Below are 25,339 nucleotides of genomic sequence, written 5' to 3'. Positions count from 1 at the left end.
CCCGGCCTGGTAGTAGTCCGGCCGTTCACGGCCACCCGAAAAAGGCCCGGTAGGAGTCCAGCTGACCGTCGAGCATGTGCATTCCGTAATGGACGGGATGCCCGAGTTCCGCCGCTTCGCGCAGCAGCCGCGTTTCCCGGGGCTTCATGATGATGTCGGCCACCACGCAGCCCGGTGGCAGCAGCCGCGGCCGGAACGGCAGCGGATCGCCCGGGGCCAGCCCGAGCGGGGTGGCGTTCACGACGAGGGCGGCACCGTCGGTGTCCGGTTCGGCCGAGGTGGCGGTCCGGCCCGGCCAGTGCGCGTCCAGGCGGTCACGGAGGGCGTGCAGCTTCGCGGTGTCCGGGTCGCACACCGAAAGCCGGTCCGCCCCGGCGTCCAGGAGGGCGGCCGCGATCGCGCTGCCCGCGCCGCCCGCGCCGACGAGCGACACCCGTTCGCCCTTGACGTCGTGGCCCGCCCCCGCGAGGCCGGCCACGAAACCGAGGCCGTCGAAGTTCTCCGCGTACCAGCCGCCGTCCGCTTCCCGCCGGAGCGCGTTGGCGCTGCCGGTGATCTCCACCATCGGGCCGCGGCGGTCGGCGAGCCCGGCGGCGGCCGTCTTGTGCGGCACCGTGACGAAGATGCCGTCGAGGTTGCCGATGTCCCGCAGGCCGCCGACGACCCGCGCGAGGTCCCCGGGTTTCGCGTGCACCGGAACGAGCACCGCGTCGACGCCCAGCCGCGCGAACAGCGGGTTCAGCAACCCGGGCGACCGGACCTGCGTGACGGGATCGCCCAGGACGACGTAGAGCCGGGTGGTCCCGCTGATCACCGGACCTCCACCTCCTTGCCGCACCACAACCGCGCGACCAGGTGGGCCAGCTGCACCGCCTGGCTCGCGTTGAGCCGCGGGTCGCACGCGGTCAGGTAGCGGGCGGGCAGGTCGGCCTCGGCGACGCCGGGGGAACCGCCGAGGCATTCCGTCACGTCCTCGCCGGTCACCTCGACGTGGATGCCGCCGGGGTGGGTACCGAGGCCGCGGTGCACTTCGAAGAAGCCGGCGAGCTCGTCGAGCACGTGGTCGAAGTGGCGGGTCTTGAACCCGTTGCCCGACCGGCGGGTGTTGCCGTGCATCGGGTCGCACTGCCAGATCACCTCGTGCCCGGAGGCGGCGACCTTCTCCACGATCGGCGGGAGCACGTCGCGGACCAGGTCGTGGCCCATCCGGCTGACCAGCGTCAGCCGGCCCGGCGTGCGGTGCGGGTCGAGGCGTTCCACGTACTCGACGGCCTGTTCGGGTGTCACGCCCGGCCCGAGCTTGAGGCCGATCGGGTTGGACAGCAGTTCCGCGAAGGCGATGTGGGCCCCGTCGAGCTGGCGGGTGCGCTCGCCGATCCACAGGAAGTGCGCCAGCCCGCTGGACAACCGCGGTTCCGGGCCGGTCGGGTCCGCCCACAGCACGGCTCGTTCGTAGTCGAGCAGGAGCATTTCGTGGCTGACGTGGACGTCGTCCGCGCAGAACTTGCGGACCAGGTCCATCGCCTCGATCGCGTGGGCGTGGGCCCGCAGCATCCGGCGCGGGTCCGGGGTCCGGGCCTCGGCGGTGGGTTCCGGGGCGTTGACGATGTCGCCGCGGTAGACGGGCAGCCCCAGCGCGTCGACGGGGCTGGACCGCGGCTTGGCGTACTGCCCGGCCATCCGGGCGAGCTTGACCACCGGCAGGCCGGCCGCCGCCGCGAGCACGTCCGCCATCTCCGCCAGCAGCCGCAGGTTGGCCCGCACGTGGGCCTCGGTGTTGCCGGCGAACGTCTCCGCGCAGTCGCCGCCCTGCAGCAGGAACGCCTCGCCGCGGGCGACGGCCGCGAGCCGCGCCGCCAGGCGGGCCGTCTCCGCCGGCGCGACGACCGGCTCGGCGTCGTGCAGCCGGCCGGCCACCCGGGCCGCCCGCGCGGGGTCCGGCCAGTCCGGCTGCTGCGCGGCGGGCCGGGCCAGTGCCTCGTCCAGCCTGCGGCCCAGCGCCCGGTCCACCGCTCGGCGGTGGATGGGGCCGCCCGGCTCGGCGGGTCCGTGCAGGAGCCGCCTCATGCCGGTGCCGTCTCGGTTGCCGCGACCAGGTCCGCCAGGCGGTCGCGGGGCATCTCGCCGAGGACGCGCGCCACGAGCTCCGCCGGCACGTCGCTCACCAGCTCCGCGCCGCGGGGGCCGTCCAGGACGAAGGCGAGCCCGGTGATCGCCTTCTTGTCCCGGTGCATCTGCCGGAGCAGGACCGCCGCGTCGACGTCGTCGGGCAACGCCGCAGGCAGGCCGTAGTGGCGGACGACGGCGAGGTGTTCGTCCACCCGGGACTGATCGATGCGACCCAGCGCGCCCGCCAGCCGGCCCGCGAAGACCGTGCCGATGGCCACGGCCTCGCCGTGCCGCAGGGCGAAGTCCGTCGCGATCTCCAGCGCGTGGCCCAGCGTGTGGCCGTAGTTGAGCAGGTGCCGCAGCCCGGTGTCCCGCTCGTCCTGCGCCACGATGCGCGCCTTGAGGGTGACGCTCGCGGCGATCTGCTCGGGCAGCGACCGCCCGCGCAGGTCCGGCGCGCCGATGAAGTGGCACCGGGCGATCTCGCCGAGGCCGTTCAGCACCTCCCGCCGCGGCAGGGTCGTCAGGTAGTCGGTGTCGCACAGGACCGCGCTGGGCTGCCAGTACGCGCCGACCAGGTTCTTGCCCGCCGGCAGGTTCACCGCGGTCTTCCCGCCGACGCTGGCGTCGACCTGCGCGAGCAGCGTCGTGGGCAGGTGGACCACGGCGACCCCGCGGTGGTAGAGCGCGGCCGCCAGCCCGGCGACGTCCGTGGTCGTGCCGCCGCCGCAGGAGACGACGACGTCGGACCGGGTCAGCCCGAACCGCGCGAACTCGCCACACAGTTCCTCCACTGTGGACAACCGCTTGTCCGGTTCGCCGTCGCGGGCCGGCAGCAGGAGCGTCTCGACGCCGGTGTCCGGCACCCAGTCCGCCGGGCGCGCCGAGACGACCGCGGCCCGCCGGGCGCCGAGCCGCCGGACGACTTCGGGCAGCGAGTTCCGCATCCCGGAGCCGACGAGCACGTCGTAGGAACGCTCGTTCAGGCGTACCGGAATCGTGGTGCTCACGGTGCCTTCTCCCGCGGCTCCGGCAGCGTCCGGTACGGCAGGTCGGCGATCCGGGTGACCGGCTCGCTGCCGTGGTGGAGGTACTCGCCGCCGTAGAAGAAATTGAGGTACGGGATGTAGTGGTGCGCGTACGCGGACCTGCACAGGCCGGCGAACCGGGCCAGCAGGCCGTCCCTTTTCCGCATCGTCTTCCCTTCCCGGTTCAGCCGAGCTCGCCGGACAGCACGCGGTCGATCAGCGCGCGGTGCTCGTCGTCGTCGGTGATCGTGCGCACCTGCTCGCGGCCGTCCCGGACCGTCAGGTACCGGCGCTGCCGCAGGAACACCTGGCCGTTCCCGAACGCCCGGCCGCACAGGACCTCCTGCAGGTCCGTGCGGGCGGTGTCGCCCACGAGGGCCCGGAAGTTGTCCTCCAGCTCCTTCCAGTCGCTCCACTGGCGGGGCTGCGTCGTGAACGTGTAGACGACGCTCCAGCGGGTGACCGCGCCCCGGCGTTGCAGCGCGTACCCGGATTCCCGTTCCACCAGCCGGAACTGGCTCCCGTACTGGGTGTGCACACCCCCGGCGACCGGCAGCGGCTCGAGGTAGGTCGGGCCGGGGTAGCCGACGTCGACGAGCCATTCGCGGCCGTCCAGGGTGACCAGGTTGAACATGTGCTCGACGTCGGTCCCGAAGGTCTCGCGGCCTTCGGTGGTGCTGCCGGCGAGCGGCGAAACGTCGAAGCCGAGTTCGGTCAGGAGCCGGTGGAACAGCCGGTTCAGGTGGTAGCAGGCGCCGCCCTTGCCCTCGACGACGCTGGTTTCGAAGACGGCGTCCTCGTCGATGTCGACGACGTCGACCGCGTCACGCAGGCCGTAGGCGACGCTGCTGTACGGGATCGCCATCAGGTGGCTCTTCTGCAGCCTGCGCAGCGTTTCCAGGTTCGCGCCGGTGGCTCCGGCGCAGCCGATCCGCCGGAGGTAGGTACTTGCGTCGAACAGTTTCACCACCTTCTTTCAGACGAGTTCGTGCAGGTGCGCGGCGAGCAGTTTCGGTGTCGGGTGGTCGAAGACGACGCTGGGCGCGATCTTCCGTTCGGTCATGGCGCGCAGGCGGTTGCGGAGCTCGATGGCGGTCAGGGAGTCGAAGCCGATCTCGAACAGCCCCTGGTCCTCGTCGATCTGGTGACCCGAGCCGAAGCCCAGCACCCCGGCCACCTGGGCGCGCACCGCGTCGAGCAGCACCGCGATCCGCTGGTCCGGCGTGCGGCCCGCCAGCCGGTCCGCCAGCCCCTTGTCCACTGTGGACGCGGTGCGGGCCTGCTGCCGCACGGTCCGGACCAGGCCGCGCAGCAGGTGCGGCACGTCGGTGCCGCCCTTGCGCACCTCGCGCAGGTCGAGCCGGGCGGGCACCAGCTGCGCGTCCCCGGCGGCGAGGGCGGCGTCGAAGAGTTCCATGCCCTCTTCGGGCCGCATGGCCACGAGCCCGCCCCGGCGGTTCATCCGGGCGCGGGCGGCCTCGTCGGAACCGGCCGCCATGCCGCCGGAGCTCTGGTCCCACAGGCCCCACGCCAGCGACTGGCCCGGCAGGCCCGCCGCGCGCCGGGCGGCCATCAGGCCGTCCAGGTACGCGTTCGCCGCCGCGTACCCACCGCTGCCGGCGCCCATGAACACCGCCGAGACCGAGGAGTAGACGACGAACGCGGCCAGGTCCGTGCCGCGGGTGAGCTCGTCCAGGTGATCGGCGGCCGTGACCTTGGCCGCGAACACCTCGGCCAGCTGGTCCGGTGTCACCGTGCCGATCACGCCGGCGGACGGCACACCGGCGGTGTGCACCACGGCCGTCGGCCGGTGCTCTTCGAGCAGCGCCGCCACCTGGGCGCGGTCGGCGACGTCGCAGGCCACCACCGAGACGTCCGCGCCCAGCGCGGTGAGGTCGGTGACCAGGTCCTTCGCCCCCTCGGCGTCCAGCCCTCGACGGCTCGCCAGCAGCAGCTGCCGCACCCCGTGCCGCTCGACGAGGTGCCGGGCGGCCAGGCCGCCGAGCGACCCGGTGCCGCCGGTGACCAGCACCGTCCCGCCGGCCGGGAACACCGCGGGCGCAGCCGGCGGACCGACCCGGGCGAGGCGCGGGGTGGACAGGGTTCCGCCGCGCACGGCGAGTTGCGGTTCGCCGCTGTCCAGGACCGCGCCCAGCGCGGGGGTCACCTCGGCGTCGGTGTCCACCAGGAGGATCCGGTCCGGGTTCTCCGCCTGGGCGGCCCGGGCCAGGCCCCACACCGCGGACGCCGCCGGGTCGGTCACCACGCCGTCGCCGGCGGGCACCGCGCCCCGGGTCACGATCGCCAGCTTCGCGCCCTCCAGGCCGCCGCCGGCCAGCCAGCACTGCACGACGTCCAGCACCCGCACGGTGAGGTCCAGTGCCGGGTCGCCCCCGGCTTCCATGACGGCCACCTCGGGAGCGGCGGTCACGCCGGACAGCACGTCGTCGGCCAGCGTCGCCACGTCTTCCGCGGTGGCCACCGGCACCCACGACGGCACCGGCCGCGCACTGTCCACCCGGGACAGTGGTGTCCAGCCGACCCGGAACAGCGAGCCGCTGCCCTCGGCCGTGGCCAGCTGGTCGTCGGTCACCGGGCGGCCGATCAGGGCGTCCAGGGTGACGACGAGGCCGCCGGTCTCGTCCACGGCCTCGAGGGACAGGTCCTCGCCCGCGGCCTTGGCGACCCGCACCCGCAGGGCCGCGGCGCCGGCCGCGTGCAGCCGCAACCCGTTCCACGCGAACGGCAGCCGCACCTCGTCGCCGTAGGAGCCGGCGTCGCCGGCGGCGGCCACCATCGTCGAGTGCAGGGCGGCGTCGAGCAGCGCGGGGTGGATGCCGAACCGGGCCGCTTCCGCGCGGTGTTCCGCGGGCAGCGCGATCTCGGCGAAGGTCTCGTCTCCGCGCCGCCACACCGCTTGGACGGCCCGGAACACCGGGCCGTACCCGTAGCCGACGTCCGCGAGCACGTCGTAGGCCCCGGTGATGTCCACCGGCTGCGCGCCGGGCGGCGGCCAGGCCGTGAAGTCGAACGCGGCGGTCCGGCGGCCGGCCGGGACCAGCACGCCGGTCGCGTGCCGCGTCCACGTGTCCGCGTCTTCGCGCAGGGAGTGGACGTCGACCGTGCGCGAACCGTCCTCGCCCGGCCCGCTCACCGCCACCTGGACGCGCACCCCGCCCCGGCGGGGCACCACGAGCGGGGCTTCGATGACCAGTTCGTCGAGCACCGGGCAGCCGGCTTCGTCGCCGGCCCGTACGGCCAGCTCGACCAGGCCGGTCCCTGGCACGATCACGACGTCCCGCACCAGGTGGTCGGCCAGCCAGGGGTGCGTCCGCAGGGACAGCCGCGAGGTGCAGACGAGCCCGCCGGTCTGCGGGAGCGGCACGACCGCGCCGAGCAGCGGGTGGCCGGCCCCGGCGAGGCCGAGGGAGACGGCGTCGGCCGCGGGCTCGGCCGGGCTGAGCCAGTAGTGCCGGTGGTCGAAGGCGTAGGCCGGGAGGTCGACCGGCCCGGCCGGGGCGGGCACGATCCCGCTCCAGTCCACCGCGACCCCGCGGACGAACAGCTCGGCCATCGAGGTGAGCAGCCGCCGCGGCCCGCCGTCGGCCCGCCGCACCGTCCCGGCCACGACCGCGCCGGTGTCGTCGATCAGCTCGGTGATCGGCTGGACCAGCACCGGGTGGGCGCTGACCTCGACGAACACGCCGTGGCCCTGCCCGAGCAGCTCGGTCACGGCCGGGCCGAAGCCGACCTGGTGCCGCAGGTTCCGGTACCAGTAGCCGCCGTCCAGGACGCCGGCTTCGGTGACCCACTCGCCGGTCACCGTCGAGCGGAACGGCACCAGCGGTGCCCGCGCCTCGATCCCGGCCAGCGTCCCGGCCAGGGTTTCGCGGACGTCTTCGACGTGCCAGGTGTGCGAGGCGTAGTCGACGGCCACCCGCCGGACGCGGACGCCTTGGCGCGCCAGGCAGTCCAGGGCCTCGTCGAGGGCGTCGGCGTCCCCGGCGACCACCACCGACGACGGGCCGTTGACGGCCGCCACCTCGACCCAGCCCGCCCAGGGCACCAGCCGCATGACGGCTTCGTCCTCGCTCAGCGCGACCGACGCCATGCCGCCGCGCCCGGAGAGCTTCGCGGCGATGGCCTGGCTGCGCAGGGCAACCACCTTCGCCGCGTCCTCAAGGGACAGTGCGCCGGACACGCAGGCCGCGGCGATCTCGCCCTGGGAGTGCCCGAGCACCGCGTCGGGCACCACGCCGGCCGACGACCACACCGCCGCCAGGCCGACCATCATCGCGAAGCTCGCGGGCTGGAGGACGTCGACGCGGTCCAGGTCGCCCTCGCCCCGCAGGACGTCGAGCAGCGACCAGTCGATCCACGGCTCCAGTGCCGCCGCACATTCGTTGATCCGCTCGGCGAACACCGGCGAAGACTCCAGCAGCTCCCGGCCCATCCCGGCCCACTGCGTCCCCTGGCCCGGGAACACCCACACGACCTTGCCGGGCCGTCCGGACGCGGGCACCCGGCCGGTCACCAGACCGGGCGCGTCCTCGCCGCGGGCCAGCGCCGCCAGGCTGTCCCGGGCTTCCCCGGCGGACGCCGCCACCACGACCGCGCGCTCACCGAACACGGCCCGCCCGTTGACCAGGGCACCGGCCACGGTGTCCAAAGGCTCGCCGACGAACTCCGCCAGCCGGGCCGCCTGACCGGCCAGGGAACCGGCGCTGCGCGCGGACAGCACCACCGGCACGACCCCGCCGGACGGCTCCTCGGCGGGCGGTCGCGGCTCCAGCGGTGCCTCTTCGATGATGAGGTGCGCGTTGGTCCCGCTGATCCCGAACGAGGAGACGCCGGCTCGGCGCGGGCGGCCGTTCGACGGCCACTCCCGTGCCTCGGTGAGCAGCTCGACCGCGCCGGCGGACCAGTCCACCTGGGTGGTGGGCCGGTCCACGTGCAGCGTGCGGGGCAGCAGGCCGTGCCGCAGCGCCTGCACCATCTTGATCACGCTCGCGACGCCGGCGGCCGACTGGGTGTGCCCGAAGTTCGACTTCAGCGACCCCAGCCACAACGGCTGCTCCGGATCACGGTCCTTGCCGTACGTGGCCAGCAGGGCCTGTGCCTCGATCGGGTCACCCAGCGCCGTCCCGGTGCCGTGCCCCTCGACGACGTCCACATCGGACGGTGCCAGCCCGGCACTCACCAGCGCCCGCCGGATGACGCGCTGCTGCGACGGCCCGTTCGGCGCGGTCAGGCCATTGGACGCACCGTCCTGGTTCACCGCTGAACCCCGCAGCACGGCCAGCACCCGGTGCCCGCGTTCCCGCGCCACCGACAGCCGCTCCAGCACCACGACGCCGACGCCCTCGGCCCAGCCGGTGCCGTCCGCGCCGTCCGCGTACGCCTTGCACCGCCCGTCCCCGGCGAGCCCGCGCTGCCGCGAGAACTCGACGAAGGTGCCGGGCGTGCCCATCACCGTCACGCCACCGGCCAGTGCCATCGAGCACTCGCCCTGCCGCAGCGACTGCCCCGCCAGGTGCATCGCCACCAGCGACGACGAGCACGCCGTGTCGATCGTGACCGCCGGGCCTTCGAAGCCGAACACGTAGGACACCCGGCCGGACACCACGCTCGAGGCGCCCGCGGTGCTCGCGTAACCCTCCATTTCGGACGCGTCCGCGCCCATGCCGTAGCCCTGGTTGGACACCCCGGCGAAGACGCCGACGTCGGTGCCCTGCAAGGCGTGCGGGTCGAGGCCCGCGCTCTCCAGGGCCTCCCACGACGTCTCCAGGAGCAGCCGCTGCTGCGGGTCCATGGCGACGGCCTCGCGCGGCGAGATCCCGAAGAAGGCCGCGTCGAACAACCCGGCGCCTTCGAGGAAACCGCCCTGGCTGGTGTAGGTCGTGCCGGACCTGTCCGGGTCCGCGTCGAACAGGTTCTCCAGGTCCCAGCCCCGGTCTTCGGGGAAGGGGGACAGTCCTTCGCGGCCGTCGACCAGCAGCCGCCACAGGTCTTCGGGATCGGCGACGCCGCCGGGCAGGCGGCACGCCATGCCGACGATCGCGATCGGCTCGTTCGCCGCCGCGGCCACCACCGGCGCGGCGCGGTCCGCCGCGCTCGCGGTGAGGGTGTCCCCGAGTTCGTCACGCAGGTGGCGGGCGAGCGCCACCGGGGTCGGGTAGTCGAACACCAGCGTCGCGGGGAGCTTCAGCCCGGTCGTCTCCCGCAGCCGGTTGCGGAGCTCCACCGCCGTCAGGGAGTCGAACCCGGCGTCCGAGAAGACGGTGTGCTCGAGGACGCTCTCCGGCCCGGCGTGCCCGAGCACGAGCGCGACCTGCCCGCGGACCAGGTCGAGCAGCAGCGACTCCTGCTCGGCCGGGGTGCGTCCGGCCAGGTCCCGGACCAGGCCGCCGGTGCCCGCGGCGGCCGCGCGGGCCTGCTGCCGTCCCGCGCGGACCAGGCCGCGCAGCAGGTGCGGCACCTCCGCGCGGGCAGCCCGGGTGCTCTTGAGGTCCAGTTTCAGCGGCACCAGCAGGGCCTGCCCGGAGCCGACGGCGGCGTCGAACAGGTCCATGCCTTCGGTCGCCGTGATGGCCAGGACGCCGCCGCGGCTCGCGCGGGCCTGGTCGGACCGGCCGAGGCGCGCGGTCATGCCGTCGTCCTGCTGCCACATGCCCCAGGCGAGCGACGTCCCGGGCAGCCCGGCAGCCTGCCGGTTCGCCACCACGGCGTCCAGGTAGGCGTTCGCGGCGGCGTAGTTGCCCTGGCCGGCGGACCCGAAGACGCCCGAAGCCGAGGAGAACACGGCGAACGTGCCGACCTGCCCGTCGCGGGTCAGCTCGTCCAGGTGCCGCACGGCGGCCACCTTGGGCGCGAACACCTTCGCCAGCCGTTCCGGTGTCAGCGCTTCGATCACGCCGTCGTCCAGCACGCCGGCGGTGTGCACGATCCCGGTGGGCCGGTGGGTTTCGAGCAGCGCCGCGACCTGGTCGCGGTCGGCGAGGTCGCACGCCACGACGGAGACCGCCGCGCCCGCCCCGGTGAGCTCGGCGACCAGGTCGGCGACGCCCTCGGCGTCCCGGCCGCGGCGGCTGGCGAGCACCAGCCGCCGGACGTCGTGCCGGGCCACCAGGTGCCGGGCCACCAGCGCGCCGAGGGAGCCCGCGCCGGACACCAGGACCGTCGAGTCACGGTCGAACCGCACGGCCGCGCCGGTGGCCTCGGCCCGGGCCAGGCGGGGTGCCGTGAACGTGCTGCCCCGGACGGCGACCTGCGGCTCGCCCGTGGCCAACACTGAGCCGAGCACCGCCGGCACGTCGCTTCCGGGGTCGAGGTCCAGCAGCACGAACCGATCGGGGTTCTCGGCCTGCGCGGACCGGACCAGGCCCCACACGGCCGCCGCGGCCGGGTCGGGCACCGCGCCGTCACCGGCGGGCACCGCACCACGGGTCACGACCACGAGCCGCGGGTCGCCGCCGGGCGTCGACGCGAGCCACGCCTGCACGGCTTCCAGCACCCGGGACGTCACGTCGAGGACGTCGGTACCGCCGGGCACCTCGAACACCTGGACGTCCGCCACCTCGGCCGCGGCCTGCGGAAGCTCGGTCCACACCACCCGGAACAACGCGTCGCGCGTCACCGGCGGCGTCGCGTCCAGGTGCTCGACGGCCACCGGGCGGGACACCAGGGAGTCCGCCGTCACCACGAGGCCGCCCGTGGTGTCGGCCGCTTCCAGCGACACCGTGTTCGGGCCGCCGAACGCCAGCCGTACCCGCAGCGCCGACGCGCCGGCGGCGTGCAGCACCAGGCCGTTCCACGCGAACGGCAGCGCGGGCGGCCCGAGCTCGTCCTCCGGGGTGGCCGCGACCTTGAGCATGCCGGCGTGCAGCCCGGAGTCCAGGAGGCCGGGGTGGATGCCGAACCGGCCGGCTTCCTCGTGCCGGTCCTCGGGCAGCGCGACTTCGGCGAAGACCTCGGTGTCGTCCCCACTGCCGCGCTGCCAGACCGCGTGCAGGCCCTGGAACACCGGCCCGTACGCGTACCCGCGGTCGGCCAGGTCGGCGTAGAAGTCCCCGACCTCGATCCGCTGGGCACCGGGCGGCGGCCAGGCGGTGAAGTCGTACCCCGGGCGCGGGGCCGGCGCGGCGGGCGTCAGGGTGCCGGTGGCGTGCCGCGTCCAGGTCTCGTCGCCTTCCTGGTCCTCACGCAGGGAGTAGACGTCGACGGTGCGGACGCCGGTCTCCCCCGGCGCGCCCACCGCGACCTGCACCCGCACGCCGCCCTGCTCCGGCACCACCAGCGGTGCCTCGATCACCAGTTCCTCGAGCACCGGGCAGCCGGCCTCGTCGCCGGCCCGCACGGCCAGCTCCACCAGGCCGGTGCCCGCGACGAGCACGGCCCCGCCGATGGCGTGGTCGGCGAGCCAGGGGTGCGTCCGCAGCGACAGCCGGGAGGTGAACACCAGGCCGTCGAAGCGCGGCAGCCGCACCACCGCGCCGAGCATCGGGTGCCCGGCCGTGGCCTGCCCGAGCGACGTCGCGTCCGTCGCGGTACCGGTGCCGGAAAGCCAGTAGTTCCGGCGGTCGAAGGCGTAGGTCGGCAGGTCCACCCAGCCGGCCGCGGCCGGCAGCACGGCGTCCCAGTCGACAGGCACCCCGCGCACGAACAGCCCGGCGACCGAAGCCAGCAGCGTCTGGTCTTCCGGGCGGTCGTCGCGCAGGGCCGCGACGCAGGGAACGCCGGCGGTTTCCTCGACCAGCGAGCTCAGGGCCGCGCCGGGGCCGAGTTCCACGAACAGCGTGCCGCCGTGCCCGGCCGCGGCCGCGACGCCGTCGGCGAACCGGACCGGCCGCCGCACGTGCTCGGCCCAGTACCGCGGGTCCGTGAGCTCGCCGGGTCCGGCCAGGCGCCCGGTCACGTTGGAGATCACCGGGATCTCCGGCTCCCGCCAGGTCACGCCGGCGATCTCGGCGGTGAAGGCGGCCAGCATCGGTTCCATCTGCGACGAGTGGAAGGCGTGGGACACCGTGAGCTGCTTGGTCTTGTGCCCGCGCTCCCGCATCCGGTCGGCGGCGGCGAGGACGGCGTCGTGCTCGCCCGAGAGCACCACCGCGGCCGGGCCGTTGACCGCCGCGAGCTCCACGCCGGCACCCAGCAGCTCGGCGACCTCGTCCTCGCCGGCCGCGACCGCGACCATCACCCCGCCGGGCGGCAGCGCCTGCATCAGCCGGCCCCGCGCCGCGACCACCCGGGCCGCGTCCGGCAACGACAGGACGCCCGCCGCGTGAGCGGCGGCGAGCTCGCCGATCGAGTGCCCGGCCACCACGTCCGGCCGCACCCCCCACGACTCGGCCAGCCGGAACAGGGCGGTCTCGACGGCGAACAGGCCTGCCTGCGTGAACACCGTCAGGTCGAGCAGCTCCGCGCTGCCGGCCACGGTGCCCAGCACCACTTCCCGGACGGAGTGGCCGACCCAGCCGGCCAGGTGCTCGTCCAGCCGCGCGCAGGCCTCGTCGAACGCCGCCGCGAACACCGGATACCGCTCGTACAGCTGCCGGCCCATCCCGGACCGGTGCGAACCCTGGCCGGGGAAGACCCACACGACCTTGCCCGGCGTGCCCGCGCTGCCGGTCACCACACCGGGTGCGCTCGCCCCTTCGGCGAGCGCGGTCAACCCGGCGACGGCCTGCTCGGCCGAGCCGGCGACCACCACCGCCCGCTCGCCGAAGGTCGCCCGCTTCGCCACCAGCGCCCGGGCCACCCGCGCCGGCGACACGTCGTCACCGGCGAGCAGGGACGCCAGCCGGCCCGCCTGCGCCGCCAGGGAACTCGGGTTCTTCGCCGACACGACCAGCGGCACCGCACCGGCCGGTTCCGGCTCGACCGCGTCCGGCTCCGCCTGCAGCGGCGGCGCCTCCTCGATGATCACGTGCGCGTTCGTCCCGCTGATCCCGAACGCGGACACCCCGGCCCGGCGCGGGCGGCCCTCCGACGGCCACTCCCGCGCCGCGGTCAGCAACTCGACCGCGCCGGCCGACCAGTCCACCTCCGGCGTCGGCTCCGCCACGTGCAGCGTGGGCGGCATGACGCCGTGCTCCAGGGCCTTGACCATCTTGATCAGCCCGACCACGCCGGCGGCCGCCTGCGTGTGCCCGACGTTCGACTTCACCGAGCCCAGCCACAACGGCTTCGCCGGGTCCCGGTTCTTGCCGTAGGTGGCCAGCAGCGCCTGCGCCTCGATCGGGTCGCCCAGCGCGGTGCCGGTGCCGTGCGCCTCCACGATGTCCACATCGGACGGTGACAGCCCGGCCCCGGACAGCGCCTTGCGGATCACCCGCTGCTGCGACGGCCCGTTCGGCGCGGTCAGGCCATTGGACGCACCGTCCTGGTTCACCGCGGAACCCCGCAGCACGGCTAGCACCCGGTGCCCGCGTTCCCGCGCCACCGACAGCCGCTCCAGCAGCACCACGCCCACGCCCTCGGCCCAGCCGGTGCCGTCCGCCGTCGAAGAGAACGCCTTGCTGCGCCCGTCGACGGCCATGACCCGCTGCCGGGAGTACGCCACGAAGGTGCCGGGCGTCGGCATCACCGTCGCGCCGCCGGCCAGCGCCATCGAGCACTCGCCGAGCCGCAGCGCCTGCGCCGCGAGGTGGATCGCGACCAGCGACGACGAGCACGCCGTGTCGATCGTGACCGCGGGTCCCTCGAAGCCGAAGGTGTAGGAGACGCGCCCGGACGCCACGCTCGACGCGCTGCCCGTGCCCGCGTAGCCCTCCAGTTCCGGCGGGATCGTCCCGGCGCCGGTCCCGTAGCCCTGGGTGAACAGGCCGGAGAACACCCCGACGTCGGTGCCCTTCAAGGCGGCCGGGTCGACGCCCGCGTCCTCGAACGCCTCCCACGACGCTTCCAGCAGCATGCGCTGCTGCGGGTCCATCATCAGCGCCTCGCGCGGCGAGATGCCGAAGAAGCCGGCGTCGAACTGCCCGGCCCCGTCGAGGAAGCCGCCCTGGCTGGCGTAGGACGTGCCCGGGTGGTCGGGGTCCGGGTCGAAGAAGCCCTCCAGGTTCCAGCCCCGGTCGTCGGGGAAGTCGGACAGGGCGTCGACCCCGTTGACCACGAGTTGCCAGAATTCCTCGGGCGAGGACACCCCACCCGGCAGCCGGCACGCCATCCCCACGATGGCGAGCGGCTCGTCAGCGTGCCGCGAGCCCTGCTTGCGCAGGTCGTGCAGTTCGGCCGTGACGCGCTTGAGGTATTTGAGGAGTTTCTCGTCCGTAGCCATTCTTCGATCCCTCACGGAGTTTTTGCCGGAACAGGCGTCTCGGACCGGTGGGTCAGACGAGCCCGAGCTCGTCGTGGATGAATTCGAGGACCTCGTCGGCGGAGGCGGCTTCCAGCTGGTCCGCCGCGGTGGCGGTGCCGCCGGAGTCGAGCACCCCGTTGCACATCGCGACCAGGCCCTGCAGGCGGAGCGTGATGCTCGATTTCGTGGAGTCGTCCAGGCGCAGGCCGCCGAGCAGCGACTCGACGTCCTCGATCTTCGCCTGCACCAGGGAAAGCGCGTCCTCGCTGACCCCGAGCTCGGCACGCAGGTGCCGGGCGAGGACCAGCGGGGTCGGGTAGTCGAAGACCAGGGTGGCGGGCAGCTTCAGGCCGGTCCCTTCGCGCAGCCTGTTGCGCAGCTCCACCGACGTCAGCGAGTCGAACCCGGCGTCCTTGAACGCCATTTCGGCCGGCACGCCCTCGGCGCCGCCGTGCCCGAGCACGGCCGCCGCCCGTTCGCGGACCAGCTCCACGAGCAGGGCCTCCTGCTCGGCGGCGGCCAGCCCGGCCAGCCGCCGGACCAGCTCGCCGTCGCCGGCCGACGCCGTTTTCGCCTGCTGCCTGCCCACCGGCACCAGCCCGCGCAGCAGCGGCGGGATCGCGCCACCGTGCTTCGCGCCGGCCCGGACCTCCCGCAGGTCCAGCTTGACCGGCACCAGCTGCGGCTGCCCCGACGCCAGGGCGGCGTCGAACAGGTCCATGCCTTCGGCCGCGGTGATCGGCAGGACACCGCCGCGGCTCATCCGCGCCTTGTCGACCCCGCCGAGGTGGGCGATCATCTCGGTCGCCAGCTCCCACAGGCCCCAGGCGAGCGAGACCCCCGGGAGGCCCGCCGCCTGCCGGCTCGCCATCAGGCCGTCCAGGAACGCGTTCGCCGCGGCGTAGTTGCCCTGCCCGGCGGCGCCCAGCACGCCCGAGGCCGACGAGTAGACGACGAACGCGCCCAGGTCCATGTCCCGCGTCAGCTCGTCGAGGTGCCGGACCGCGTCGACCTTGGGGGCGAACACCCTGGCCAGCTTTTCCTCGGTCAGGGTCCCGATCACGCCGTCGTCGAGGACGCCCGCCGTGTGCACCACCCCGGTCAGCGGGTGCTCGGCGGGCACCGCGGCCAGCAGCGCCGCCACCTGGTCCCGGTCGGACACGTCGCAGGCCGCCATCGAGACGTCGGCGCCCAGCGCGGTGAGGTCGGCGACCAGGTCCTTCGCGCCTTCGGCGTCGAGGCCCCGCCGGCTCGCGAGCACGAGGTGCCGCACGCCGTGCCGCTCGACCAGGTGCCGGGCCACCAGCCCGCCCAGCGCCCCGGCGCCGGAGACGAGGACCGTCCCGTCCGGACCGAACACCGCGGACGGTTCCCGCTGTTCGCCGGCGCGCGCCAGCCGCGGCACGGACAGGGTTTCCCCGCGCACCGCGAGCTGCGGCTCCCCGGTCATCAGCACGCCACCCAGCACCTCCTCGAGTCCGCCGGCCGCCGCGGGATCGAGGTCCAGCAGCACGATCCGGTCCGGGTTCTCGGACTGGGCGGCCCGCACGAGTCCCCAGACCGCCGACGCGACCGGATCGGTCACCGCGGTGCCCCCGGCGGCCACCGCGCCGCGGGTCACCACGACCAGCCGCGAGTCCACGTCGGGAGCGGCCAGCCACGCCTGCACGACGGCCAGCACCCGGCTCGTCAGCTCCCGCACGGAACCCGCGGCACCGACCGCCTCGAGGACCGCCACCGCACCCGGCGGCACGTCCTCGGCGAACGCCGTCACCTGGTCCGCGCCGGCCACCTCGACCCACAGCGGGGCGGGCAGGCCGGCGGGCGCGGCCAGCGGGGTCCAGGCCACCTCGAACAGCGAGCCCGCGCGGGCCGGGGCCGCCGGGAGGCGATCCACCGGCGTCAGCTCGAGCTGGTCGACCGACAGCACCGGGGCGCCGGTCCCGTCCGCCGCCGCCAGCGACACGCCGCCGGAGCCGCCGGGCGCCAGCCGCACGCGCAGCGCCGAAGCACCCGCGGCGTGCAGCACCAGCCCGCGCCACCCGGTCGCCTGCCGCAGGGCCTGGTCGTCCAGGTCACCATCGGCGGTCAGCATGGCCGGGTGCAGGGCCGCGTCCAGCAGCGCCGGGTGAACGCCGAACGCGGCGGCGTCCTCCCGCAGGTCCTCGGGCAGCGCGAGCTCGGCGAAGACCTCGTCCCCGCGTCGCCACACCGCACGCAGGCCCTGGAACGCCGGCCCGTAGCCGAACCCGCGCTCGGCGAGGTCGTCGTAGATCAGGCCCGGGTCCACCTCGACCGGCTGTGCGCCCTGCGGCGGCCACGCGGTGAAATCGAAGTCCGCGGCCGCGGCCGGCGTCGCGGACAGGGTGCCGGTGGCGTGCCGGGTCCCCGCGTCCGCGTCGTCGAGGGAGTACACCTCCACGCCGCGGTCGCCACGCTCGTCCGGCGCGCCCAGCACGACCTGGATCCGGACGCCCCCGGTCTCGGGCACGCCGAGCGGAGTCTCGATCGTCAGGTCCGCCAGGACCGAGCACCCGGCCTCGTCGCCGGCCCGCACGGCCAGCTCGGCCAGGCCGCTGCCGGGCAGCACCACGGCACCGCCGATCGCGTGGCCGGCCAGCCACGGGTGCGTCCGCACCGACAGCCGCGAGGTGAAGACGATCTCTCCGGACCGCGGCAGCGACACGACCGCGCCCAGCATCGGGTGCTCGGCCGCCGCCTGCCCCAGTGACACGGCGTCGGAGTCCGCGTCGGCGGGCTGCAGCCAGTAGTGCTCCTGGTCGAAGGCGTACGTCGGCAGGGCCACGCGGCCGGGCGGAACGGCCGGCAGCATCCCGCGCCAGTCCACCGCGACCCCGCGCACGAACAGCTCGGCCGTCGACGTCAGCAGCCGCCGCAGGCCGCCGTCCTGGCGCCGCACCGAGCCGACGGCCACGGCGTCCACGCCGGCGTCGTCCACGATGCCGGTGATCGGCTGCACCATCACCGGGTGCGGGCTGACCTCGACGAAGAACCGGTGCCCGTCGTCGAGCAGGGCGTCGACCGCGCCGTGCAGGTCGACCATGTGCCGGCAGTTTTCGTACCAGTACGTCGCTTCCAGGCGTTCGCCGTCGAGCACGCCGGGCTTGACGGTCGAGTAGAACGGCACCGTGCCCGCCTCGGGCCGCACGTCCTTCAGCAGGTCCAGCAGCTCGTCCCGGAGCGGCTCCACCTGGGCGGTGTGCGAGCCGACGGTGCTGGGCACGATCCGGGCCCGCACGTCGGCGGCCTCGCACTCGGCCAGGAACCGCGCCAGCGACTCGTCGTCGCCCGCCACGGTGCACGCGCCCGGGCCGTTGCGCCCGGCGACGCTCAGCCCGGGGTGCCCGGCCAGCCGGTCCCGGACGTCGTCGGCGGACAAGGCCACCGACGCGATCGCGCCGTGGCCCACCAGCCGCCGCGCGAACAGGTCGCTGCGCAGCACGACCACGCGCACGGCGTCGGCCAGGCTCAGCACCCCGGCCACGTGCGCGGCCGCGACCTCACCCTGCGAATGGCCGACCACGGCGCCGGGCCGGACCCCGGCCGCTTCCCACACCGCGGCCAGCGACACCATCACCGCGAACAGCACCGGCTGCAGGACCTCGATGCGTTCCAGGCCCTCGTCGGCCCGCAGGACGTCGAGCACGGACCAGCCGGTCAGTGCCGCGATCTCCGTGTCGCACTCGGCCATCCGGGCGGCGAACACCGGCGACTCTTCGAGGAGCTCCCGGCCCATGCCGACCCACTGGGTGCCCTGCCCGGGGAACACGAAGACGACCCCGCCGTCGCGCGCGCCGTCCCCGGCGACACCTTGGCCCGCCGCGATTTCCCGCAGGCCCGCGATCGCCTCTTCGCGGTCGCCCGCGATCACCACACCACGCTTGTCCAGCACCGCCCGGCCCGCGGCCAGCGCCCCGGCCGTTTCCGCGAGGGGCACGTCGGCCTGCGCGAGGAACTCGGCGAGCCGCCCGGCCTGTTCGGTCAGGGAAGCCGTGGTGCGCGCCGAAACCACCAGCGGCACCAGCCCCTCGGGGCCGGCCTCGGGCGCGGCGGGCTCCTCGGTCACCTCTTCCAGGATCAGGTGCGCGTTCGTGCCGCTGATCCCGAACGACGAGATCGCGGCCCGGCGCGGGCGGCCGTCGGCCGGCCACTCCCGGGCCTCGGTCAGCAGCTCGACCGCCCCCGCCGACCAGTCCACTTCCTTGGTGGGCTCGGCCGCGTGCAGCGTCGGGGGCAGGACGCCGTGCCGCAGCGCCTGCACCATCTTGATCACGCCGCCGACGCCGGCCGCCGCCTGCGTGTGGCCGATGTTCGACTTCAACGACCCGAGCCACAGCGGCTTCGCCGGGTCCCGGTCCTTCCCGTACGTGGCCAGCAGCGCGTTCGCCTCGATCGGGTCGCCCAGCGCCGTCCCGGTCCCGTGGCCCTCGACGACGTCCACTTCGGACGGTGCCAGCCCGGCGTTGGCCAGTGCGCCGCGGATGACCCGCTGCTGCGCCGGGCCGCTCGGGGCGGTGAGGCCGTTCGACGCGCCGTCCTGGTTCACCGCGCTGCCGCGGATCACCGCCAGTACCCGGTGCCCGCGCTCGCGCGCCACCGACAACCGTTCCAGCACCACCACGCCGACGCCTTCGGCCAGCCCGGTGCCGTCCGCGCCCTCGGCGTACGCCTTGCAGCGGCCGTCCGCGGCCAGCGCCCGCTGCCGCGAGAACGACCGGAACGAGCCGGGCGTCGCCATCACCATCGCGCCGCCGGCCAGTGCCATCGAGCAGTCACCCTGCCGCAGTGCCTGCACGGCGAGGTGCATCGCGACCAGCGACGACGAGCACCCGGTGTCGATCGTGACGGCCGGGCCCTCGAACCCGAAGGTGTAGGACACCCGGCCGGACGCGATGCAGGTCGCCGCGCCCGTGCCCGCGAAGCCCTCCGCCTCCGGCGGGACCACGCCGCCGCCGGCGCCGTAGCCCTGGGTGGACAGGCCGGAGAACACCCCGACGTCGCTGCCCTTCAGGGAAAAGGGATCGGCGCCGGCTCGTTCGAGCGCCTCCCAGGACGTCTCCAGCAGCAGCCGCTGCTGCGGGTCCATCGTGAGGGCCTCGCGCGGCGAGATGCCGAACAACCCCGCGTCGAACAGTCCCGCGCCCTGGAGGAACCCGCCCTGGCTGGTGTACGACGTCCCGGCGCGGTCGGGGTCCGAGTCGAACAGGCTGTCGAGGTCCCAGCCGCGGTCGGCGGGGAAGTCGGCGACGGCGTCGACGCCGTCGGCGACCAGCTGCCACAGCTGTTCGGGCGTCGACACGCCGCCGGGGTACCGGCACGCCATGGAGACGATGGCGATCGGCTCGCGCGCGTCGTCCTCGACCTCGCGCAGCCGCTTGCGGGCGTCGCGGGCGTCCGCGATCGCCCGCTTGAGGTAATCGCGGAGTTGCGTCTCATCAGCCACTGGACTCTTCCTCCCTGGAAGATTTCTGTCAGTTGAGCCCGTCGACGAGCGCGAACAGCTCCTCGTCGCTGGCGGTGTCGAGGTCGTCGCCGGGCGAGCCCGGTTCGCGGCCGGCCGTCTCCGCCGCGGTCAGCAGCTCCTTCAGGCGCGCGGTGATCCGGTCGCGCGCCCCGGCGTCGGCCTCTTCGATGAGCGCGTCCAGGCCTGCCAGCCCGGCCAGCGCCGAGTCGATGGCGGACACCTCGCCGACGGCGAGCTCGTCGCGCAGGTACCGGGCGAGCGCCTGCGGGGTCGGGTGGTCGAACACCAGCGTCGCGGGCAGCTTCAGGCCGGTCGCGTCCCGCAGGCGGTTGCGCAGTTCCACCGACGTCAGCGAGTCGAACCCGGAGTCCTTGAACGCCGTGTCCGCCCGGACGGCACTCGCGCCGGAGTGCCCGAGCACGACCGCGACCTGGGTGCGCACCACGTCCAGCAGCAGCGCCTCCTGCTGGGCCGGGGCGAGCTTCGCCAGCCGCCGGACGAGCCCGTCCTCCCCGCCGGCCGCGGCCTTGGCCTGCTGCCTGCCGACGCGGACCAGCCCGCGCAGCAGGGGCGGCACCGAGGTCCCCGTCGCCGCGTCGGCCCGGGCTGCCCGCAGGTCCAGTTCGATCGGCACCAGCAGCGCCCGGCCCGAGCCGAGGGCGGCGTCGAACAGCTCCATGCCGTCCTCGGCGCCGAGCCCGCCGACACCGCCTCGGCCCTCGCGCCGGCTCATCCGGCTCAGGGTGAGGTCGTCGATGGTGTCGGCCATGCCGGTGAGCTCCTGCCACGGTCCCCAGGCCAGCGACTGCCCCGGCAGGCCCGCCGCGCGCCGCTGGGCCATCAGCCCGTCCAGGAACGCGTTCGCGGCCGCGTAGCCGCCGCTGCCCGCGCCCATGAAGATCGACGACGCGGAGGAGTAGACGACGAAGGCGTCGAGGCCGGGATCGCGGGTCAGCTCGTCGAGGTTGGCCGCGGCGCCGACCTTCGGGGCGAACACCTTGGCCAGCTTCTCCGGGGTCAGCGCGCCGACGACACCGGCGTCGAACACGCCCGCGGTGTGCACGATCGCGGTCGGCCGGTGTTCCTTGAGCAGCGTCGCCGTCTGTTCGCGGTCGGAGACGTCGCAGGCGGCCACCGACACCTCGGCGCCCAGCCCGGTGAGCTCGGCGACCAGGTCCGCGACCCCGCCGGCCTCCCGGCCCCGGCGGCTGGCCAGCACCAGGCGGCGCACACCGTGCCGGGCGACCAGGTGCCGGGCCGCGAGCGCGCCGAGCGTGCCGCCGCCGGAGACCAGGACCGTCGAGTCCGGGCCGAACCCGGCCGGGGGGTCGGACGCCGGGGCGGCGACCCGGGCGAGGCGGGGCACGGAGAACGTCGTCCCGCGGACCGCCAGCTGCGGCTCGCCGGTCGCCAGGACCGCGCCCAGCACCGGTTCCGGACCGTCGCCGGCCGCGGGATCGAGGTCGAGCAGGACGATCCGGTCCGGGTTCTCGGTCTGCGCGGCCCGCACCAGGCCCCACACCGCCGACGCGGCCGGGTCGGTCACCACGCCGTCGCCGGCGGGCATCGCGCCCCGCGTGACGACCACCAGGCGGGACTCGGCCGGCTCGGCCGTCAGCCACGCCTGCACGACCGCCAGGACCCGCGAAGTCAGCGTCAGCGCGTCGCTCTCGCCGGACGCCGCCAGCACCACGGCCGCGGGCACGTCGGTCAGGGCCGTCACGTCGCCGGCGGTGGCGACCGCCGCCCACGACGGCGCGGGCCCGGCGGCGACCGGTGGCAGCTCGGTCCAGACCACCTCGTACAGCGCGCCGGCCCGCGCCGTCGGCTGCTCGGTGGCCACCTCCCGCAGGACCAGGGAATCCATCGACAGGACCGGGCCGCCGGTTTCGTCGGCGGCCTCGACGGTCATCGACTCCGGGCCGGCCACGAGCCGGACCCGCAGGGCCGGCGCGCCCACGGCGTGCAGGGCGAGCCCGGTCCACGCGAACGGCATCACCGACCGCCCGGGTTCCCCGGCCGCGGCGGCCGCGATGGTTCCGGTCTGCAGGGCCGCGTCCAGCAGCGCGGGGTGGAGGCCGTACGCGGCGGCGTCCTCGCGCAGGTCTTCGGGCAGGGCGACTTCGGCGAAGACCTCCTCACCGCGCTGCCAGACCGCCCGGACGCCCTGGAACGCGGGCCCGTAGGCGTAACCGCGTTCGACCAGGCCGTCGTAGAAGCCACCGATTTCGACCGGCTGCGCGTCCGGCGGCGGCCACGCGGTGAAGTCGAAGCCCGCGGCCGCGGCCGGCGTCGCGGACAGGACGCCGGTGGCGTGCCGTGTCCACACCTCGCCGTCGTCCTCGCGCTGGGAGTAGATCTCGACCGTGCGGGAGCCGTTCTCGCCGGGCCCGCCCACCGCGACCTGGATCCGCACCCCGCCGTGCTCGGGCACGACGACCGGGGTCTGCGTCGCGAGCTCCTCGAGCACCGGGCAGCCGACCTCGTCCCCGGCCCGCACGGCCAGCTCCACCAGGCCGGTGCCCGGGAAGAGCACCACCCCGCCGATCGCGTGGTCGGCCAGCCACGGGTGCGTCCGCAGCGACAGCAGCGACGTGAAGACGAGACCGTCCGACTGCGGCAGCCGCACCGCCGCGCTCAGCAGCGGGTGGTCCGGCCGGGCCTGGCCCAGCGCCGTCGCGTCGGACGCGGACTCGGTGGCGGGCAGCCAGTAGTGCTGGTGGTCGAAGGCGTAGGTGGGCAGGTCGACCCGCGCGGCCGCCGCGCCCGCCGGCAGCACCGGCGTCCAGTCCACGGCCACCCCGTGGACGAACAGCTCGGCCATCGACGTCAGCAGCCGCCGCAGGCCGCCGTCGTCGCGCCGCAGGGTGCCGGTGACGACCGCGTCGGTCAGCTCGCTGATCGGCTGCACCAGCACCGGGTGCGCGCTGACCTCGACGAACATCCCGTGCCCCTGCTCGAGGAGCGCGGCGATGGCCGGGCCGAACCGGACCTGGTTGCGCAGGTTCCGGTACCAGTATTCGCCGTCCAGCTCCCCGGCTTCGGTGATCCGCTCGCCGGTGACGGTCGAGTGGAACGGGATGACCGGCGCCTGCGCGTCGATCCCGGCCAGGGTTTCGGCGAGGGTGTCCTCGATGTCTTCGACGTGCCGGGTGTGCGAGGCGTAGTCCACCGCGACCTGGCGCACCCGGACGCCGTCGCCGGCCAGCACTTCCAGGCATTCGTTCAGGGCCTGGGCGTCCCCGGCGACCACGACCGAGGCGGGCCCGTTGACCGCGGCCACCTCGACCCGGCCGTCCCACAGCGCCAACCGGGCGGCCGCCTCGTCTTCGCTCAGCGCGACCGACGCCATCCCGCCCCGGCCCGACAGCTCCGCCGCGATGGCCTGGCTGCGCAGGGCAACCACCTTCGCGGCGTCCTCAAGGGACAGTGCGCCCGACACGCAGGCCGCGGCGATCTCGCCCTGGGAGTGCCCGACGACGGCGCTCGGGCGGACACCCGCGGCCGCCCACACCGCGGCCAGCCCGACCATCACCGCGAAGCACGCGGGCTGCAGCACGTCGACGCGGTCCAGGTCACCCTCGCCCCGCAGGACGTCCAGCAGCGACCAGCCGGTCCACGGGTCCAGCGCGGCCGCGCACTCGGCGATCCGCTCGGCGAACACCGGCGACTCTTCCAGCAGTTCCCGGCCCATGCCCGCCCACTGCGTCCCCTGGCCCGGGAACACCCACACCAGCTTGCGCGGCGCGGCCGCCCGGCCGGTGACCACCGCGGCCGTGTCTTCCCCGCGGGCCAGTGCTCGCAAGCTGGTCACAGCGTCTTCCGGCGACTCCGCCACCACGACGGCCCGCTCGTCCAGGACCGCCCGGCCGGTCACCAAGGCCCCGGCCACCGCCGCGAGCGGGGTCCCGGACTCCTCGAGGAACCCGGCCAGCCGGGCCGCCTGCCCGGCCAGGGCACCGGTGCCGCGGGCCGACAGCACGAGCGGCACCAGGCCGTCGGACACCGCCTCGGAGGCGGGTTCTTCGGGTGCTTCTTCGATGATCAGGTGCGCGTTCGTCCCGCTGACCCCGAACGACGACACGCCCACCCGGCGCGGCCGGTCCGTGCGCGGCCATTCGCGGGCGCTCGTGAGCAGCTCGACCGCGCCCTCGGACCAGTCCACCGCCGAGCTGGGGGCGTCGACGTGCAGGGTGGCCGGCAGGACGCCGTGCCGCAGCGCCTGCACCATCTTGATCACGCTCGCGACCCCCGCGGCCGCCTGCGCGTGGCCGATGTTCGACTTCAGCGAGCCCAGCCACAGCGGCCGGTCCGGATCGCGGTCCTGGCCGTAGGTGGCGAGCAGCGCCTGCGCCTCGATCGGGTCGCCCAGGGCGGTCCCCGTGCCGTGCCCCTCCACGGCGTCCACATCGGACGGTGCCAGCCCGGCACTGGCCAGTGCGCTGTGGATCACCCGCTGCTGCGAAGGACCGTTCGGCGCGGTCAGGCCGTTCGAAGCGCCGTCCTGGTTCACCGCGGAACCCCGCAGCACCGCCAGCACCCGGTGGCCGCGCTCACGCGCCACCGAAAGCCGTTCGAGGACCACCAGGCCGACGCCCTCGGCCATGCCCATCCCGTCGGCGGCGTCCGCGAACGCCTTGCACCGGCCGTCCGCCGCCAGGCCGCGCTGCCGCGAGAACACGACGAAGGAGTTGGTGCTCGACATGACCATCGCGCCGCCCGCCAGTGCCATCGAGCAGTCGCCCTGCCGCAGCGCCTGCGCGGCCAGGTGCATCGTGACCAGCGACGACGAGCACGCCGTGTCGATCGTGACCGCGGGGCCTTCGAAGCCGAAAACGTAGGACAGCCGCCCCGACGCGACGCTCGACGCCACCCCGGTGCCCGCGAAGCTCTGCATCTCCGGCCCGATCGGCCCGGAGCCGTACCCCTGCGGCGCCGCGCCGACGAACACGCCGACGTCGCCGCCCTTCAGCGTCGCCGGGTCGACGGCGGCGTTCTCGAACGCCTCCCACGAGGTTTCCAGCAGGAGCCGCTGCTGCGGGTCCATCGCCAGGGCTTCCCGCGGCGAGATCCCGAAGAACCCGGCGTCGAACTGCCCGGCCTCGTGCACGAAGCCGCCCTGGCTGACGTACGAGGTGCCCGGGTGGTCCGGGTCCGGGTCGAACAGGGTGTCCAGGTCCCAGCCGCGGTCGGTGGGGAAGCCCGAGACCGCGTCGCCGCCTTCGGACACCAGCCGCCACAGGTCCGCGGGACCGCTGATGCCGCCGGGCAGCCGGCAGGCCATGCCGACGATGGCGATCGGCTCACGGGACGCGCCTTCCAGGCGGCGGTTCCGCTTCTTCAGCGTGCCGACCTCCTCGAGGGACTTCCGCAGCGCCTCGACGACCTTTTCATACGACGCACTCACCACTTGCTCCC

At 74.9% G+C, this 25,339-nt stretch carries 7 protein-coding genes and 1 pseudogene; all 8 read right to left on the bottom strand.

The genetic code is table 11. From position 1 onward, the window contains the following. Positions 1-25: 25 nt before the first annotated feature. Entirely contained in the window at positions 26-814 is a 789-nt protein-coding gene (locus I4Q55_RS25350; RefSeq protein ID WP_206791071.1) for a shikimate dehydrogenase, read from the bottom strand. Continuing rightward, positions 811-2,067, bottom strand: a complete 1,257-nt coding sequence (locus I4Q55_RS25345; RefSeq protein ID WP_206791070.1) for a 3-deoxy-7-phosphoheptulonate synthase — start codon at positions 2,065-2,067, stop codon at positions 811-813. Before I4Q55_RS25345 ends, I4Q55_RS25350 begins: the two co-directional genes overlap by 4 nt. Beyond that, positions 2,064-3,119, bottom strand: a complete 1,056-nt coding sequence (locus I4Q55_RS25340) for a 3-dehydroquinate synthase (protein ID WP_206791068.1) — start codon at positions 3,117-3,119, stop codon at positions 2,064-2,066. Before I4Q55_RS25340 ends, I4Q55_RS25345 begins: the two co-directional genes overlap by 4 nt. Next, the gene (locus I4Q55_RS25335) at positions 3,116-3,304 is read right to left on the bottom strand and encodes a hypothetical protein (protein ID WP_206791066.1); all 189 of its coding nucleotides are present in this window, start codon (positions 3,302-3,304) and stop codon (positions 3,116-3,118) included. The genes I4Q55_RS25340 and I4Q55_RS25335 overlap by 4 nt, the downstream gene beginning before the upstream one ends. Positions 3,305-3,321: 17 nt before the next feature. After that, entirely contained in the window at positions 3,322-4,098 is a 777-nt protein-coding gene (locus tag I4Q55_RS25330; protein ID WP_242546725.1) for an arylamine N-acetyltransferase, read from the bottom strand. Positions 4,099-4,113: 15 nt separating this feature from the next. Further along, positions 4,114-14,415, bottom strand: a pseudogene (locus tag I4Q55_RS25325) (beta-ketoacyl synthase N-terminal-like domain-containing protein); the annotation flags it as partial. 52 nt (positions 14,416-14,467) lie between these two features. After that, positions 14,468-19,900: a type I polyketide synthase gene (locus I4Q55_RS25320; protein WP_206791059.1), complete on the bottom strand. Its 5,433-nt coding sequence runs from the start codon at positions 19,898-19,900 to the stop codon at positions 14,468-14,470. Positions 19,901-19,928: 28 nt separating this feature from the next. After that, the gene (locus tag I4Q55_RS25315) at positions 19,929-25,331 is read right to left on the bottom strand and encodes a type I polyketide synthase (RefSeq protein WP_206791057.1); all 5,403 of its coding nucleotides are present in this window, start codon (positions 25,329-25,331) and stop codon (positions 19,929-19,931) included. Positions 25,332-25,339 lie beyond the last annotated feature (8 nt).

Origin of the sequence: Amycolatopsis sp. MtRt-6 (genome assembly GCF_017308975.1) — a bacterium.
In the GTDB taxonomy this organism is placed as follows: Bacteria; Actinomycetota; Actinomycetes; order Mycobacteriales; family Pseudonocardiaceae; genus Amycolatopsis.
This window is presented reverse-complemented; position numbering and strand designations above follow the sequence as displayed.